This window comes from Pseudomonas sp. TCU-HL1 (assembly GCF_001708505.1).
In the GTDB taxonomy this organism is placed as follows: domain Bacteria; phylum Pseudomonadota; class Gammaproteobacteria; order Pseudomonadales; family Pseudomonadaceae; genus Metapseudomonas.
Genome location: NZ_CP015992.1, coordinates 783,464 through 797,565, shown reverse-complemented (window position 1 = coordinate 797,565; position 14,102 = coordinate 783,464). Strand labels below are relative to the sequence as shown.

Annotated in this window: 18 protein-coding genes; 1 reads left to right on the top strand and 17 read right to left on the bottom strand. The window is 60.4% G+C overall.

Features of this window, described 5'->3' with window-relative positions; translation table 11 throughout:
• Positions 1–7 precede the first annotated feature (7 nt).
• Entirely contained in the window at positions 8–1,402 is a 1,395-nt protein-coding gene (locus THL1_RS03670; RefSeq protein ID WP_069081985.1) for an MFS transporter, read from the bottom strand.
• 208 nt (positions 1,403–1,610) lie between these two features.
• On the opposite strand from THL1_RS03670, the gene uvrA reads away from it, so the two are divergent.
• Positions 1,611–4,445, top strand: coding sequence for an excinuclease ABC subunit UvrA (gene uvrA, locus THL1_RS03665; RefSeq protein ID WP_069081984.1), 2,835 nt, complete (start codon positions 1,611–1,613; stop codon positions 4,443–4,445).
• 70 nt (positions 4,446–4,515) lie between these two features.
• On the opposite strand, the gene THL1_RS03660 is transcribed toward uvrA, so the two are convergent.
• From THL1_RS03660 to rplE, 16 genes are all read right to left on the bottom strand, one after another.
• Positions 4,516–5,961, bottom strand: coding sequence for a catalase (locus THL1_RS03660; RefSeq protein ID WP_069081983.1), 1,446 nt, complete (start codon positions 5,959–5,961; stop codon positions 4,516–4,518).
• 173 nt (positions 5,962–6,134) lie between these two features.
• Entirely contained in the window at positions 6,135–6,524 is a 390-nt protein-coding gene (gene rplQ, locus THL1_RS03655; RefSeq protein ID WP_069081982.1) for a 50S ribosomal protein L17, read from the bottom strand.
• A gap of 44 nt (positions 6,525–6,568) precedes the next feature.
• Positions 6,569–7,570 carry a DNA-directed RNA polymerase subunit alpha gene (locus THL1_RS03650; protein WP_069081981.1) on the bottom strand — a complete coding sequence of 334 codons (1,002 nt, stop codon included), beginning with the start codon at positions 7,568–7,570 and terminating at the stop codon, positions 6,569–6,571.
• A gap of 22 nt (positions 7,571–7,592) precedes the next feature.
• Positions 7,593–8,213, bottom strand: a complete 621-nt coding sequence (gene rpsD, locus THL1_RS03645; RefSeq protein ID WP_069081980.1) for a 30S ribosomal protein S4 — start codon at positions 8,211–8,213, stop codon at positions 7,593–7,595.
• 16 nt (positions 8,214–8,229) lie between these two features.
• Positions 8,230–8,619, bottom strand: a complete 390-nt coding sequence (gene rpsK, locus THL1_RS03640; protein WP_003093689.1) for a 30S ribosomal protein S11 — start codon at positions 8,617–8,619, stop codon at positions 8,230–8,232.
• 30 nt (positions 8,620–8,649) lie between these two features.
• Positions 8,650–9,006 (bottom strand): 30S ribosomal protein S13, encoded by a 357-nt coding sequence (gene rpsM / locus THL1_RS03635; RefSeq protein ID WP_028629276.1) that lies wholly within the window; start codon positions 9,004–9,006, stop codon positions 8,650–8,652.
• A 132-nt stretch (positions 9,007–9,138) separates the two neighbouring features.
• On the bottom strand, positions 9,139–9,255 hold the full coding sequence (gene rpmJ / locus THL1_RS03630) for a 50S ribosomal protein L36 (RefSeq protein ID WP_002555468.1): 117 nt from the start codon (positions 9,253–9,255) through the stop codon (positions 9,139–9,141).
• A gap of 30 nt (positions 9,256–9,285) precedes the next feature.
• A complete protein-coding gene (gene secY / locus THL1_RS03625; RefSeq protein ID WP_069081979.1) occupies positions 9,286–10,614 on the bottom strand; it encodes a preprotein translocase subunit SecY in 1,329 nt (442 codons plus the stop codon).
• Positions 10,615–11,049 (bottom strand): 50S ribosomal protein L15, encoded by a 435-nt coding sequence (rplO, locus tag THL1_RS03620; protein WP_069081978.1) that lies wholly within the window; start codon positions 11,047–11,049, stop codon positions 10,615–10,617. It abuts the gene before it with no gap.
• Positions 11,050–11,052: 3 nt separating this feature from the next.
• Positions 11,053–11,229, bottom strand: a complete 177-nt coding sequence (gene rpmD, locus THL1_RS03615) for a 50S ribosomal protein L30 (protein WP_016490545.1) — start codon at positions 11,227–11,229, stop codon at positions 11,053–11,055.
• 2 nt (positions 11,230–11,231) lie between these two features.
• Positions 11,232–11,732 carry a 30S ribosomal protein S5 gene (gene rpsE / locus THL1_RS03610; RefSeq protein WP_028629279.1) on the bottom strand — a complete coding sequence of 167 codons (501 nt, stop codon included), beginning with the start codon at positions 11,730–11,732 and terminating at the stop codon, positions 11,232–11,234.
• A gap of 3 nt (positions 11,733–11,735) precedes the next feature.
• Complete coding sequence (gene rplR, locus THL1_RS03605) at positions 11,736–12,086, bottom strand: 50S ribosomal protein L18 (RefSeq protein ID WP_044872684.1); 351 nt, start codon at positions 12,084–12,086, stop codon at positions 11,736–11,738.
• Between the two features lie 10 nt (positions 12,087–12,096).
• Entirely contained in the window at positions 12,097–12,630 is a 534-nt protein-coding gene (rplF, locus tag THL1_RS03600; protein WP_069081977.1) for a 50S ribosomal protein L6, read from the bottom strand.
• Between the two features lie 14 nt (positions 12,631–12,644).
• Positions 12,645–13,037 carry a 30S ribosomal protein S8 gene (gene rpsH, locus THL1_RS03595; RefSeq protein WP_069081976.1) on the bottom strand — a complete coding sequence of 131 codons (393 nt, stop codon included), beginning with the start codon at positions 13,035–13,037 and terminating at the stop codon, positions 12,645–12,647.
• A gap of 191 nt (positions 13,038–13,228) precedes the next feature.
• A complete protein-coding gene (gene rpsN / locus THL1_RS03590) occupies positions 13,229–13,534 on the bottom strand; it encodes a 30S ribosomal protein S14 (RefSeq protein WP_028629283.1) in 306 nt (101 codons plus the stop codon).
• A gap of 13 nt (positions 13,535–13,547) precedes the next feature.
• Entirely contained in the window at positions 13,548–14,087 is a 540-nt protein-coding gene (gene rplE / locus THL1_RS03585) for a 50S ribosomal protein L5 (protein ID WP_069081975.1), read from the bottom strand.
• Between the last annotated feature and the right edge of the window lie 15 nt (positions 14,088–14,102).

Below are 14,102 nucleotides of genomic sequence, written 5' to 3'. Positions count from 1 at the left end.
CGTTCTCCTAGGCTTCAGCACGTTCCGGGGCCGATTCGATCAGGCGCTCCAGGGACGTGCGGTCCAGTTTTTCAGAATCCACTTTGATGTAAATGGCCGCCTCATCGGCCACCACGACGGCATCTGCCACTCCGGGCAGAGCCAGCAAACGCGCAACCAGCCCGGTATCGGCCACTGCCGCTGCACTGAGCGGAAGGCGCAGGCTGGTCACGTACGGAGGTTCACGCATAGTAACAGCAATGGCCAGCCAAATCGCACAGACCACCGCACAACCGACGAACACCGTCGACAGCCCGCCGTGCTGGAACAGCCACCCACCGAGAATGCCGCCCATAGCCGCGCCGAGGAACTGGCTGGTGGAGTAGACGCCCATCGCAGTGCCCTTGCCGCCGGCCGGGGCGACCTTGCTGATCAGCGACGGCAGCGAGGCCTCCAGCAGGTTGAACGCGGTGAAGAAAACGATGGCGCCAAAGACCAGTGCGCGCAGGCTGTTGCCGAACTGCCAGAAGAACAGTTCACACGCACACAAAATGGCGACCGCACCGACCAGGACCTTCTTCATCTGGCGCTTTTTCTCGCCATAGATGATGAACGGCACCATGCCGAAGAAGCCTACCAGCAGCGCGGTCAGGTAGACCCACCAGTGTTCTTCCTTGGGCAGCCCGGCCTTTTCCACCAGCGCCAGTGGCAAGGCGACGAAGCTGGCCATGAGGACCGCGTGCAGGGCGAGGATGCCGAAGTCCAGGCGCAGCAGGTCGGCATGCTTGAGCGTCGGCAGCAGCGCCTGACGCGCCACGCCGGATTCGCGGTGCTGCAGCGGATGGGCGGCACGCGGCACCATGGTGGCGATGATCACGATCCCGAACAGCGCCATGATGACCGTGGCCCAGAACAGCCCGGAAAGACCAAAGGCACGGGTCAGCAGCGGGCCGACCACCATGGCCACGGCGAAGGACACGCCGATGCTCATGCCGATCATGGCCATGGCCTTGGTGCGGTGCTGTTCGCGGGTTAGGTCGGAGAGCAGTGCCATGACTGCTGCGGAGATGGCTCCGGCACCCTGCAGTACACGACCGGCGATCACCCCCCAGATGGAGTCGGCGTTGGCGGCCACGGCGGCGCCGGCGGCAAAGATCAGCAGACCGATGTAGATCACCGGCAGGCGACCGATGCGGTCGGAAATGATGCCGAAGGGAATCTGCAGCACGGCCTGGGTCAGGCCATAGGCGCCGATGGCCAGACCGATCAGGGCCGGGGTGGCGCCGGCGAGGTCCTGGCCGTAGGTGGCCAGCACCGGCAATACCATGAACATACCGAGCATGCGGAAGGCGAATACCAGGGCCAGGCCGCTGGCCGCGCGCGTTTCGCTGCCGCTCATGCGTTCAGAGTGGGAGTCGTGCATAGGTGCCTCAAGGGAGAACGATCGGGGCCTGCGTCATGCGCCCCTGTCTGGCTGGCCACCCGCTCCTGGGTGCCCGGCTGCCGCCGGAGCCTGAAAAATGCCGCGCATTCTAGCAGTCCCGGCCGTTTACGTGACAGCCGTGACGCTTTGCCGCGTCCCCGTGGCGGGCCGTATAATCGGCGGTTTCCGACCGCCAAGTGAGGCCGTTGTGGACAAGATCCTGATCCGTGGGGCGCGTACCCATAACCTGAAGAACGTCGACCTCACCCTGCCCCGCGACAAACTGATCGTGATTACCGGCCTGTCCGGCTCCGGCAAGTCGTCGCTGGCTTTCGACACGCTCTACGCCGAGGGCCAGCGCCGTTATGTGGAGTCTCTGTCGGCCTACGCCCGGCAGTTCCTGTCGATGATGGAAAAGCCCGACGTGGACACCATCGAGGGCCTTTCCCCGGCCATTTCCATCGAGCAGAAATCCACGTCCCACAACCCCCGCTCCACGGTCGGTACCATCACCGAGATCTACGACTACCTGCGCCTGCTCTATGCCCGCGTCGGTACGCCACGCTGCCCGGACCACGATGTGCCGCTGGAAGCCCAGACCGTGAGCCAGATGGTCGACCAGGTCCTGGCCCTGCCCGAAGGCCGCAAGCTGATGCTGCTGGCGCCGGTGATCCGCGAACGCAAGGGCGAGCACCTGGCGGTGTTCGAAGAGCTGCGCGCCCAGGGCTTCGTCCGTGCACGGGTGAACGGCAGGCTCTACGAACTGGATGAACTGCCCAAGCTGGACAAGCAGAAGAAGCATTCCATCGATGTGGTGGTGGACCGCTTCAAGGTCCGTGAAGACCTGCAGCAGCGCCTGGCGGAATCCTTCGAGACAGCCATCAACCTAGCCGACGGCATCGCCCTGGTGGCGCCCATGGACGACGAAGAAGGCGACGAGATCATCTTCTCCGCGCGCTTCGCCTGTCCCCATTGTGGCCACTCCATCAGCGAGCTGGAACCCAAGCTGTTCTCCTTCAACAACCCGGCCGGCGCCTGCCCCACCTGCGACGGTCTGGGGGTGAAGCAGTTCTTCGACGCCAAGCGCCTGGTCAACGGAGAGCTGACACTGGCCGAAGGCGCCATCCGCGGCTGGGATCGACGCAACGTCTACTACTTCCAGATGCTCGGTTCGCTGGCTTCGCACTATGGGTTCAGCCTGGAGAAGCCCTTCGACGAGCTCTCGGCCGAACACCAGAAGGCGATCCTCTTCGGCAGTGGCCGCGAGGATGTGGATTTCCGCTACCTCAATGACCGCGGCGACATCGTCAAACGCTCCCACCCCTTCGAGGGGATCATCCCCAACCTGGAGCGCCGCTACCGCGAAACCGAGTCGGCGACCGTGCGCGAGGAGCTGGCCAAGTTCCTCAGCACCCAGCCCTGCCCCGACTGCCGGGGCACCCGCCTGCGCCGTGAAGCACGCCATGTGTGGGTGGGCGACAAGACACTGCCGGCGGTTACCGGCCTGCCGGTGGGCGATGCGGCGGATTACTTCGGCGGCCTGAGCCTGACGGGCCGACGCGGTGAGATTGCCGAGAAGATCCTCAAGGAAATCCGCGAGCGCTTGCAGTTCCTGGTCAACGTCGGTCTCGACTACCTGACCCTGGACCGCAGCGCCGACACCCTGTCCGGTGGCGAGGCCCAGCGCATTCGCCTCGCCAGCCAGATCGGTGCCGGGCTGGTGGGGGTGATGTACATCCTCGACGAACCGTCGATCGGCCTCCACCAGCGGGACAACGAGCGCCTGCTGGCCACCCTCACCCACCTGCGCAACCTGGGTAACACCGTGATCGTGGTCGAGCACGACGAGGACGCAATCCGCCTCGCCGACTACGTGGTGGACATCGGCCCCGGCGCGGGCGTGCATGGCGGCCAGATCGTCGCCGAAGGCACGCCGGACGAGGTGATGGCGCACCCGAACTCGCTCACCGGCAAATACCTGTCCGGCCGGGTGAAGATCGAAGTGCCGGCCAACCGCACCCCGCGGGACAAGAAGAAATCCCTCAAGCTCAAGGGTGCCAGCGGCAACAACCTGCAACAGGTGAATCTGGAGATTCCAGTGGGCCTGCTGACCTGCGTGACCGGCGTGTCCGGGTCGGGTAAGTCGACCCTGATCAACAACACGCTGTTCCCCATCACCGCCACCGCCCTGAACGGCGCAACGTCACTGGAAGCCTCGGCCCACGACAGCTTTGATGGCCTGCAGCACCTGGACAAAGTGGTGGACATCGACCAGAGCCCGATCGGTCGCACACCGCGCTCCAACCCCGCAACCTACACCGGCCTGTTCACACCGATCCGCGAGCTGTTCTCCGGCGTGCCGGAGTCCCGCTCCCGTGGCTACGGCCCGGGGCGTTTCTCCTTCAACGTGAAGGGCGGCCGCTGCGAAGCCTGCCAGGGCGACGGCGTGATCAAGGTGGAGATGCACTTCCTGCCGGACATCTACGTCCCCTGCGACGTCTGCAAGGGCAAGCGCTACAACCGCGAGACCCTGGAGATCCGCTACAAGGGCAAGAGCATCCACGAGGTGCTGGAGATGACCATCGAAGAGGCCCGCGTATTCTTCGACGCCGTCCCGGCCATCGCCCGCAAGCTGCAGACCCTGATGGACGTAGGCCTTTCCTACATCCGCCTGGGCCAGTCGGCGACCACCCTCTCCGGTGGTGAGGCCCAGCGCGTGAAGCTGTCCCGCGAGCTCTCCAAGCGCGATACCGGCAAGACGCTGTACATCCTCGACGAACCCACCACCGGCCTGCACTTCGCGGACATCCAGCAGTTGCTGGATGTGCTCCATCGCCTGCGCGACCACGGCAACACCGTTGTGGTGATCGAGCACAACCTGGACGTGATCAAAACTGCCGACTGGCTGGTGGATCTGGGCCCGGAAGGCGGCTCCAAAGGCGGCCAGATCATCGCAACCGGTACGCCGGAGGAAGTCGCGGACATGCCGCAATCCCACACAGGGCGATTCCTCAAGCCGCTGCTGGAGCGTGATCGGGCCTGATCCCGTAGACGGTGCAATGAAAAAGGCCGGGCAGTGATGCCCGGCCTTTTTCGCTAACGTGACTTGCGGGTTACTGGCCGGCCTCCAGCGCTGCGCGAACACCATTGCCGTAGTCGGGATGCACCATATCGAAGTGGGCCAGCTGACGGTCGATGATGAACTGCGGGACACCTGTCATGGACCCGGCGATGTTGGCAAACAAGCGCTGCTTCTGTCCTTCATCGAACAACTGGAACAGCGCTCGCGGCTGGCTGTAATCGTCATTGCCCTCGCGGTGGTCATAACGATCGGCGGCACCGTCGATCGCCAGCGGAGGCTCCGCATACTCCGCCGCCTGAACCGGACCGCCGAAGGAGTTCGGCTCGTAGTAGGCATCCGGGATCGCGTTGTTGGCGAAGAAACGCATCGCACCATCCTTGTGATAGTGATGCACCGGGCACTTAGGAGCGTTCACCGGCAGCGCCTCGTAATGAGTGCCCAGGCGATAACGGTGCGCATCGGCGTAGCTGAACACACGGGCCTGGAGCATCTTGTCCGGCGAATGGCCGATGCCAGGCACGACATTCGATGGCGAGAAAGCGGCCTGCTCAATCTCCGCGAAGTAGTTCTCCGGGTTACGATTCAGTTCGAGGATGCCAACCTCGATCAACGGGAATTCGCTGTGGGGCCAGACCTTCGTCAGGTCAAACGGGTTGTAGCTCGTGTCGCGCGCCTGTTCCTCAGTCATCACCTGGACACAGAAACGCCATCTCGGAAAGTCACCGTTCTCGAGGCTGTAGTACAAGTCCTCCTGGGTGGTTTCCCGGCTGCACCCAACCACTTCAGCAGCCTCGGTATTGGTCCAATGCTTATGGCCCTGCAGCGTCTTGAAATGGAACTTGACCCAGAAGCGCTCCTGGGCAGCGTTAACGAAGCTATAGGTGTGCGATCCATAGCCATTGATGTGGCGCACGTCAGTAGGCAAGCCACGATCAGACATCAGGATCGTGACTTGGTGCAGGCTTTCCGGCGACAGCGACCAGAAGTCCCATGCAGCGGTGTTTGAACGCAGGTTGGTCCTGGGATGGCGCTTCTGGGTGTGGATGAAATCGGGAAACTTCAGGGGATCGCGAACAAAGAACACCGGGGTGTTGTTCCCAACCATGTCCCAGTTGCCTTGCTCTGTGTAGAACTTCAGGGCGAAGCCGCGCACGTCGCGTTCTGCATCGGCGGCACCCAACTCACCGGCGACCGTCGAGAAGCGGGCCAGCACGTGCGTCTTCTTCCCCAACTCGGAGAACAGACTGGCCTTGCTGTACTGGGTGATGTCGTGAGTGATGGTCAAGGTGCCATAGGCACCCCACCCCTTGGCGTGCACCGCGCGCTCTGGGATACGCTCCCGGTTCTGGTGCGCCAGCTTCTCGATCAGGTGGTAGTCCTGCATCAGCAGCGAGCCACGTGGCCCGGCGCTCAACGAATTCTGGTTGTCCGCAACGGGATTGCCGGCGGTTGTAGTCAGGGTCGGCTTCTGGCTCATTCTCGATCTCCATCTGGGGCGCTTTGGTTCCGGCTAGACCGGATGAAGACGAGTATCCAGACCGCAACACCACTGAGCCAATTTATTAAAAGAAGAGAATCAATAGATAATTACAAACAGCAAAGACATAAAAAAACCGGGCACAAGGCCCGGTTTTTCATGCAACGACCGACTTACTCGGCAGCAGCTTCGATTTCACCAGCGACCGGACGGTCAACCAGTTCGACGTAAGCCATCGGAGCGTTGTCGCCAGCGCGGAAACCGCACTTCAGGATGCGCAGGTAGCCGCCCTGACGGTTGGCGTAGCGCTTGCCCAGATCGTTGAACAGTTTGCCTACAGCGGCTTTCGAACGGGTACGGTCGAAAGCCAGGCGGCGGTTGGCAACGCTGTCTTCCTTGGCCAGGGTGATCAGCGGCTCGGCAACGCGGCGCAGTTCCTTGGCTTTCGGCAGGGTGGTTTTGATCAGTTCGTGCTCGAACAGCGACACCGCCATGTTCTGGAACATGGCCTTGCGGTGTGCGCTGGTGCGGCTGAGGTGACGGCCACTTTTACGATGACGCATGGTTCAATTCCTTACCAAACTTCTACGTTCGGTGATTACGACGATCAGGCAGTCGCCTTGTCGTCCTTCTTGAGACTTGCCGGCGGCCAGTTGTCGAGGCGCATGCCGAGGGACAGACCACGGGAGGCCAGGACGTCCTTGATCTCGGTCAGGGACTTCTTGCCCAGGTTCGGAGTCTTCAACAGCTCTACTTCGGTGCGCTGAATCAGGTCGCCGATGTAGTAGATGTTCTCCGCCTTGAGGCAGTTGGCCGAACGTACGGTCAGCTCGAGGTCATCAACCGGACGCAGCAGGATCGGATCGATCTCGTCTTCCTGCTCAACAACTACCGGCTCGCTGTCGCCCTTCAGGTCGACGAACGCAGCCAGCTGGTGTTGCAGGATGGTAGCGGCACGACGGATGGCCTCTTCAGGGTCCAGGGTGCCGTTGGTTTCGAGGTCAATGACCAGCTTGTCCAGGTTGGTACGCTGCTCGACACGGGCGTTTTCAACCACGTAAGCAACACGACGGACGGGGCTGAACGAGGCATCGAGCTGCAAACGACCAATGCTGCGGCTCTCGTCTTCGTCGCTCTGGCGCGCGTCGGCGGGCTCATAGCCACGACCGCGGGACACCTTGAGCTTCATGTTCAGCACGCCGTTATCCGCCAGATTGGCGATTACGTGGTCGCCGTTGACGATTTCGACATCATGATCCAGCTGAATATCGGCGGCAGTGACCACGCCCGAGCCCTTCTTGGAAAGGCTCAGCGTTACTTCGTCACGACCATGCAGCTTGATAGCCAGACCTTTGAGGTTCAGGAGGATCTCGATGACATCTTCCTGAACACCCTCGATGGCGCTGTACTCATGGAGTACGCCGTCGATTTCGGCCTCGACTACTGCACAGCCAGGCATGGAGGACAACAGGATGCGACGCAGCGCGTTGCCCAGGGTATGGCCGAAACCACGCTCGAGAGGCTCGAGCGTAATCTTGGCGCGGGTCGGACTGACCACCTGCACATCAATATGGCGGGGGGTCAGGAACTCATTTACCGAACTCTGCATGGATGCACCTATTTTCTAGCCCTTACTTGGAGTAGAGCTCGACAATCAGGTTTTCGTTGATGTCGGCGGACAGATCGCTGCGAGCCGGCACGCTTTTGAACACGCCGGACTTCTTCTCTGCGTCAACCTCAACCCACTCGACACGGCCACGCTGACCGCACAGTTCGAGGGCTTGGGCGATACGCAGCTGGTTCTTCGACTTCTCGCGAACGGCAACGACGTCACCAGCTTTGATCTGGTAGGACGGAACGTTCACGGTCTGGCCGTTGACGCTGATGGCCTTGTGGGAAACCAACTGGCGGGACTCGGAACGAGTAGCGCCGAAGCCCATGCGGTACACGACGTTGTCCAGGCGGCACTCGAGGAGTTGCAGCAGGTTTTCGCCGGTAGCGCCTTTGCGGGCAGCAGCTTCTTTGTAGTAGTTACCGAACTGACGCTCCAGAACACCGTAGATACGGCGCACTTTCTGCTTCTCGCGCAGCTGGGTGCCGTAGTCGGACAGACGGCCACGACGGGCGCCGTGCTGGCCAGGAGCGGATTCGATGTTGCACTTGGATTCGAGCGCGCGAGCACCACTCTTCAGGAAGAGGTCGGTACCTTCACGACGGGACAGTTTGCACTTGGGACCAATGTAACGAGCCATTTCTCACTGTCTCCTTTTACACGCGACGCTTCTTCGGCGGACGGCACCCGTTATGCGGGATAGGCGTCACGTCGGTGATGCTGGCGATCTTGTAGCCGCAGGCGTTCAGAGCACGCACAGCGGATTCGCGACCCGGACCCGGGCCCTTGACGTTCACGTCGAGGTTCTTCAGGCCGTATTCCAGAGCAGCCTGACCGGCACGCTCGGCTGCAACCTGGGCAGCGAACGGGGTGCTCTTACGGGAACCGCGGAAACCGGAACCACCGGAGGTAGCCCAGGACAGGGCGTTACCTTGACGGTCGGTGATGGTCACGATGGTGTTGTTGAAAGAAGCGTGGATATGGGCGATCCCATCCACCACTGTCTTTTTGACTTTCTTACGAGGACGAGCAGCAGGCTTAGCCATGACTTAATTCCTGTCGATTCGCGGGCGCAATTACTTGCGGATCGGCTTACGCGGGCCCTTACGGGTACGCGCGTTGGTCTTGGTGCGTTGACCATGAACAGGCAGACCACGACGGTGACGCAGACCGCGGTAGCAGCCCAGATCCATCAGACGCTTGATGTTCATGTTGATTTCGCGACGCAGGTCACCTTCAGTGGTGAGCTTCGCGACTTCGCCACGCAGCTGTTCGATCTGCTCGTCAGAGAGATCCTTGATCTTTGCCGCCGGGTTAACGCCGGTGACAGCGCAAATGTTCTGCGCGGTGGTGCGACCAACACCGTAGATGTAGGTCAGCGAGATAACAGTGTGCTTGTTATCTGGAATGTTGACGCCTGCAATACGGGCCATTCAGTGAAACTCCAGTTGACAGCTACCTACGCCCCGGAAGCCAAGAAAAGGGCGCGCGATATTAGCGCTGTAAAAACGAATAATCAACCCGGCAGCGCACTAGCTGCCGGGCTCATAACGCGTGAATCACACTCAGCCTTGGCGCTGCTTGTGACGCGGTTCCGCGCTGCAGATCACTCGCACGACACCTTCGCGGCGAATAATTTTGCAGTTACGGCACAGCTTTTTCACCGATGCACGAACTTTCATCAGTAACTCCTAGAACCTTACGGAACTGGGTCAGCGGAGCATGCCGCTGCCGTAGCCCTTCAGGTTGGCTTTCTTCATCAGGGATTCGTACTGGTGCGAAACGAGGTGGGATTGTACTTGGGCCATAAAGTCCATCACAACCACAACCACGATCAGCAACGAGGTCCCGCCAAGGTAGAACGGTACGTTCGCTGCCACCACCAGGAACTGGGGAAGCAGGCAAACAGCCGTCATGTACAGAGCACCGAACATGGTCAAGCGGGTCAGTACGCCATCGATATAGCGCGCCGACTGCTCGCCCGGACGGATGCCCGGAATAAAGGCACCGGACTTCTTCAGGTTCTCCGCCACGTCTTTCGGATTGAACATCAGCGCTGTGTAGAAGAAGCAGAAGAATACGATCCCTGCACTAAACAGCAGAATGTTCAACGGTTGACCAGGAGCGATAGCCTGTGCGACGTCCTGCAGCCAGCCCATGCTTTCGGACTGGCCAAACCAGGCGCCCAGAGAGGCCGGGAACAGCAAGATGCTGCTGGCGAAAATAGCCGGAATTACGCCGGCCATGTTCACCTTCAACGGCAGGTGGCTGGTTTGCGCAGCGAAGACCTTACGACCTTGCTGACGCTTGGCGTAGTGCACCGCAATGCGACGCTGGCCACGCTCGATGAACACCACGAAACCGATGATCGCTACTGCCAACAGACCGATGGCGACCAAGGCGAAGATGTTGATATCGCCCTGACGAGCAGACTCGAAGGACTGCCCAATCGCTCTCGGAAGACCGGCCACGATGCCAGCAAAAATCAGCATCGAGATACCGTTGCCGACACCGCGCTCAGTGATCTGCTCGCCCAACCACATCATGAACATCGCACCAGCCACGAAGGTGGTGACAGCCACGAAGTAGAAGCCGAAATCAGTCGAGAACGCGACACCCTGACTGGCCAGACCAACGGACATGCCGATGGCCTGGACCAATGCCAGAGCTACAGTGCCGTAGCGGGTGTACTGGCTGATCTTGCGACGGCCAGCTTCACCTTCCTTCTTCAACTGCTCAAGCTGCGGGCTGATAGCGGTCATGAGCTGCATGATGATCGACGCCGAGATGTACGGCATGATCCCCAGCGCAAAGATACTCATCCGCTCCAGCGCGCCGCCGGAGAACATGTTGAACAGGCTAAGAATGGTCCCCTCGTTCTGCCGGAACAGCTCGGCCAGCCGGTCAGGGTTTATACCGGGCACTGGGATGTGCGCGCCGATCCGGTAGACGATGATCGCCAGGAACAGGAAACGCAGTCGAGCCCAGAGCTCGGACAACCCGCCATTGCTGAGCGCGGAGAGAGCACCTTGCTTAGCCATTTAGTCCTCGAACTTACCGCCAGCTGCTTCGATAGCCGCACGCGCACCTTTGGTGGCGGCGATACCCTTCAGGGTGACCGCGCGAGTAACGTCGCCGGACAGCATGACTTTCACACGCTGTACGTTCTGGTTAATCACGTTGGCATCCTTCAGCGCCTGCACAGTGACGACGTCGCCTTCGACCCTGGCCAGCTCGGAGGTACGCACTTCGGCGCGATCCATAGCTTTCAGAGATACGAAGCCGAACTTCGGCAGACGGCGGTGCAGCGGCTGCTGGCCGCCTTCGAAGCCCGGAGCAATGGTGCCACCAGAGCGGGAGGTCTGACCTTTGTGACCGCGGCCACCAGTCTTACCCAAACCGCTACCGATGCCACGGCCCGGACGGTGCTTTTCGCGACGGGCACCCGGCGCGGAACGCAGATCGTTCAGTTTCATGGATTAACCCTCGACACGCAGAAGGTAGTAAGCCTTGTTGATCATGCCGCGGTTTTCAGGAGTGTCCTGAACCTCTACGGTGTGACCAATGCGACGCAGGCCGAGACCCTTGACGCAAGCCTTGTGGTTAGCCAGACGGCCGTTAACGCTCTTGATCAGCGTTACTTTGACAGTTGCCATGATTAGAGAATCTCCTCGACGCTCTTACCACGCTTGGCCGCAACGGACTCAGGGGACTGCATGTTCTTCAGACCCTTGAAAGTGGCGTAAACCACGTTCACCGGATTGGTGGAGCCGTAGCACTTGGCCAGAACGTTCTGCACACCGGCCACTTCCAGAACAGCGCGCATGGCGCCGCCGGCGATGATACCGGTACCTTCGGAAGCCGGCTGCATGAACACCTTGGAGGCGCCATGGGCGGACTTGATCGGGTACTGCAGGGTGGTACCGTTCAGATCAACCTGGATCATGTTGCGGCGGGCAGCTTCCATCGCTTTCTGGATGGCAGCCGGCACTTCGCGGGACTTGCCGCGACCGAAACCAACACGACCTTTGCCGTCGCCAACAACAGTCAGCGCGGTGAAGGTGAAGATACGACCACCTTTTACGGTCTTGGCAACGCGATTAACCTGGACCAGCTTCTCGATGTAGCCTTCGTCGCGCTTTTGCTCGTTATTTGCCATAACTTAGAACTCCAGCCCGCCTTCACGAGCAGCATCAGCCAGCGCCTTGACGCGGCCGTGGTACTTGAAGCCAGAACGATCGAATGCCACCTGAGTGACGCCTGCGGCTTTCGCACGCTCGGCAACCAGCTGACCAACCTTCTTGGCCGCGTCGACGTTGCCGGTGGCGCCGTCACGCAGTTCTTTGTCCAGGGTCGAGGCACTGGCCAGAACCTTGGCGCCGTCGGCCGAAATGACCTGGGCGTAGATGTGCTGGGAAGAGCGGTACACGCAGAGGCGTACGGCTTCCAGCTCGCGCATTTTCAGGCGTGCCTTGCGAGCGCGACGCAGACGAGTTTCTTTCTTTACGCTCATTTGCTATGCCCTACTTCTTCTTAGCTTCTTTACGACGCACGACTTCGTCGGAGTAACGCACACCCTTGCCTTTGTAAGGCTCCGGCGGACGGAAGTCGCGAATCTCGGCGGCCACTTGACCAACCAGCTGCTTGTCGATGCCCTTGATCAGGATATCGGTCTGACTGGGGGTTTCAGCAGTGATGCCTTGCGGCAGTTCGTAATCCACCGGATGCGAGAAGCCGAGAGCCAGGGACAGCGTTTGACCTTTGGCCTGAGCTTTGTAACCAACGCCGACCAGCTGGAGCTTGCGCTCGAAGCCTTGGCTGACGCCGATCACCATGTTGTTGACCAACGCACGGGTGGTACCGGCCATGGCACGGTTCTGCTGATCGCCATTGCGAGCAGCAAAACGCAGCTCACCGGACTCTTCCAGAACTTCCACGGACGGGTGCACTTTCAGTTCGAGAGCGCCCTTGGCACCCTTCACCGAAAGCTGCTGACCAGCGATCTTGACTTCGACGCCAGCAGGCAGCTTGACGGGGTTCTTAGCAACGCGAGACATGCTTTCAACCCCCCTTAGAACACAGTGCAGAGCACTTCGCCACCAACACCAGCAGCGCGAGCAGCACGATCAGTCATCACACCCTTGTTGGTGGAAACGATCGACACGCCCAGGCCGCCACGTACTTTCGGCAGCTGATCGACGGACTTGTACTGGCGCAGGCCAGGACGACTTACGCGCTTCAGCTCCTCGATGACCGGACGGCCTTCGAAGTACTTCAGCTCGATGGACAGCAGAGGCTTGATGTCGCTGCTGACTTGGTATCCTGTGATGTAACCTTCGCTCTTCAGAACGTTGGCCACTGCCACCTTCAGCTTGGAGGACGGCATGCTTACGACAGACTTTTCAGCCATCTGGGCATTACGGATACGAGTTAGCATGTCCGCTAACGGGTCCTGCATACTCATGGGCTAGATGCTCCTGATACAAAAAGAAATAGCCTTGCGGCTAGAGTCACGCGCGAACACTGGACGGACTGATGCCAGGCCCGGGCGAGCCGGACATTCTAGAGATACTCCAGAAACGAATCAAGCCCCAAAAGGGGCTTGATTCGAGTGACCTGGGCTTGGCCGGACGAAGCCAGCCTAGCCGTCGATCATTACCAGCTGGCTTTAACCAGACCAGGCACATCACCACGCATGGCAGCTTCACGCAGCTTGTTACGGCCAAGGCCGAACTTGCGGTAAACGCCGTGCGGACGGCCGGTGATGCGGCAGCGGTTACGCAGGCGCGAGGCACTGGCGTCACGGGGCTGCTTCTGCAGGGCGACCTGGGCTTCCCAACGAGCTTCCGGAGTGGAGTTCGGGTTGGCGATGGTAGCCTTCAGCTCAGCACGCTTCTTGGCGTACTTAGCAACCGTCTGCTGACGCTTCAGCTCGCGGTTCTTCATGCTCTGTTTGGCCATGTTCCTACTCCAATCAGTTGCGGAACGGGAAGTTGAAGGCGCGCAGCAGGGCACGACCTTCTTCGTCCGTACGGGCGGTGGTGGTCAGGGTGATATCCAGACCGCGCAGCGCATCGATTTTGTCGTAATCGATTTCCGGGAAGATGATCTGCTCTTTAACGCCCATGCTGTAGTTGCCACGACCATCGAAGGACTTGGCATTCAGGCCGCGGAAGTCACGCACGCGCGGCAGGGAGATAGACAGCAGACGATCCAGGAACTCGTACATGCGATCACGGCGCAGGGTTACCTTGACACCGATCGGCCAACCCTCACGAACCTTGAAACCTGCAATCGACTTGCGGGCATAGGTCACTACGACCTTCTGACCGGTGATCTTTTCCAGGTCGGCCACAGCGCTCTCGATGACTTTCTTGTCACCGATGGCTTCGCCGAGGCCCATGTTCAGGGTGATTTTGGTGATGCGCGGAATTTCCATCACGTTGGCAAGCTGAAGTTCTTCCTTCAGCTTGGGAGCGATTTCGTTCCGGTAAATCTCTTTCAGTCGTGCCATGGTTATCTACCTAGC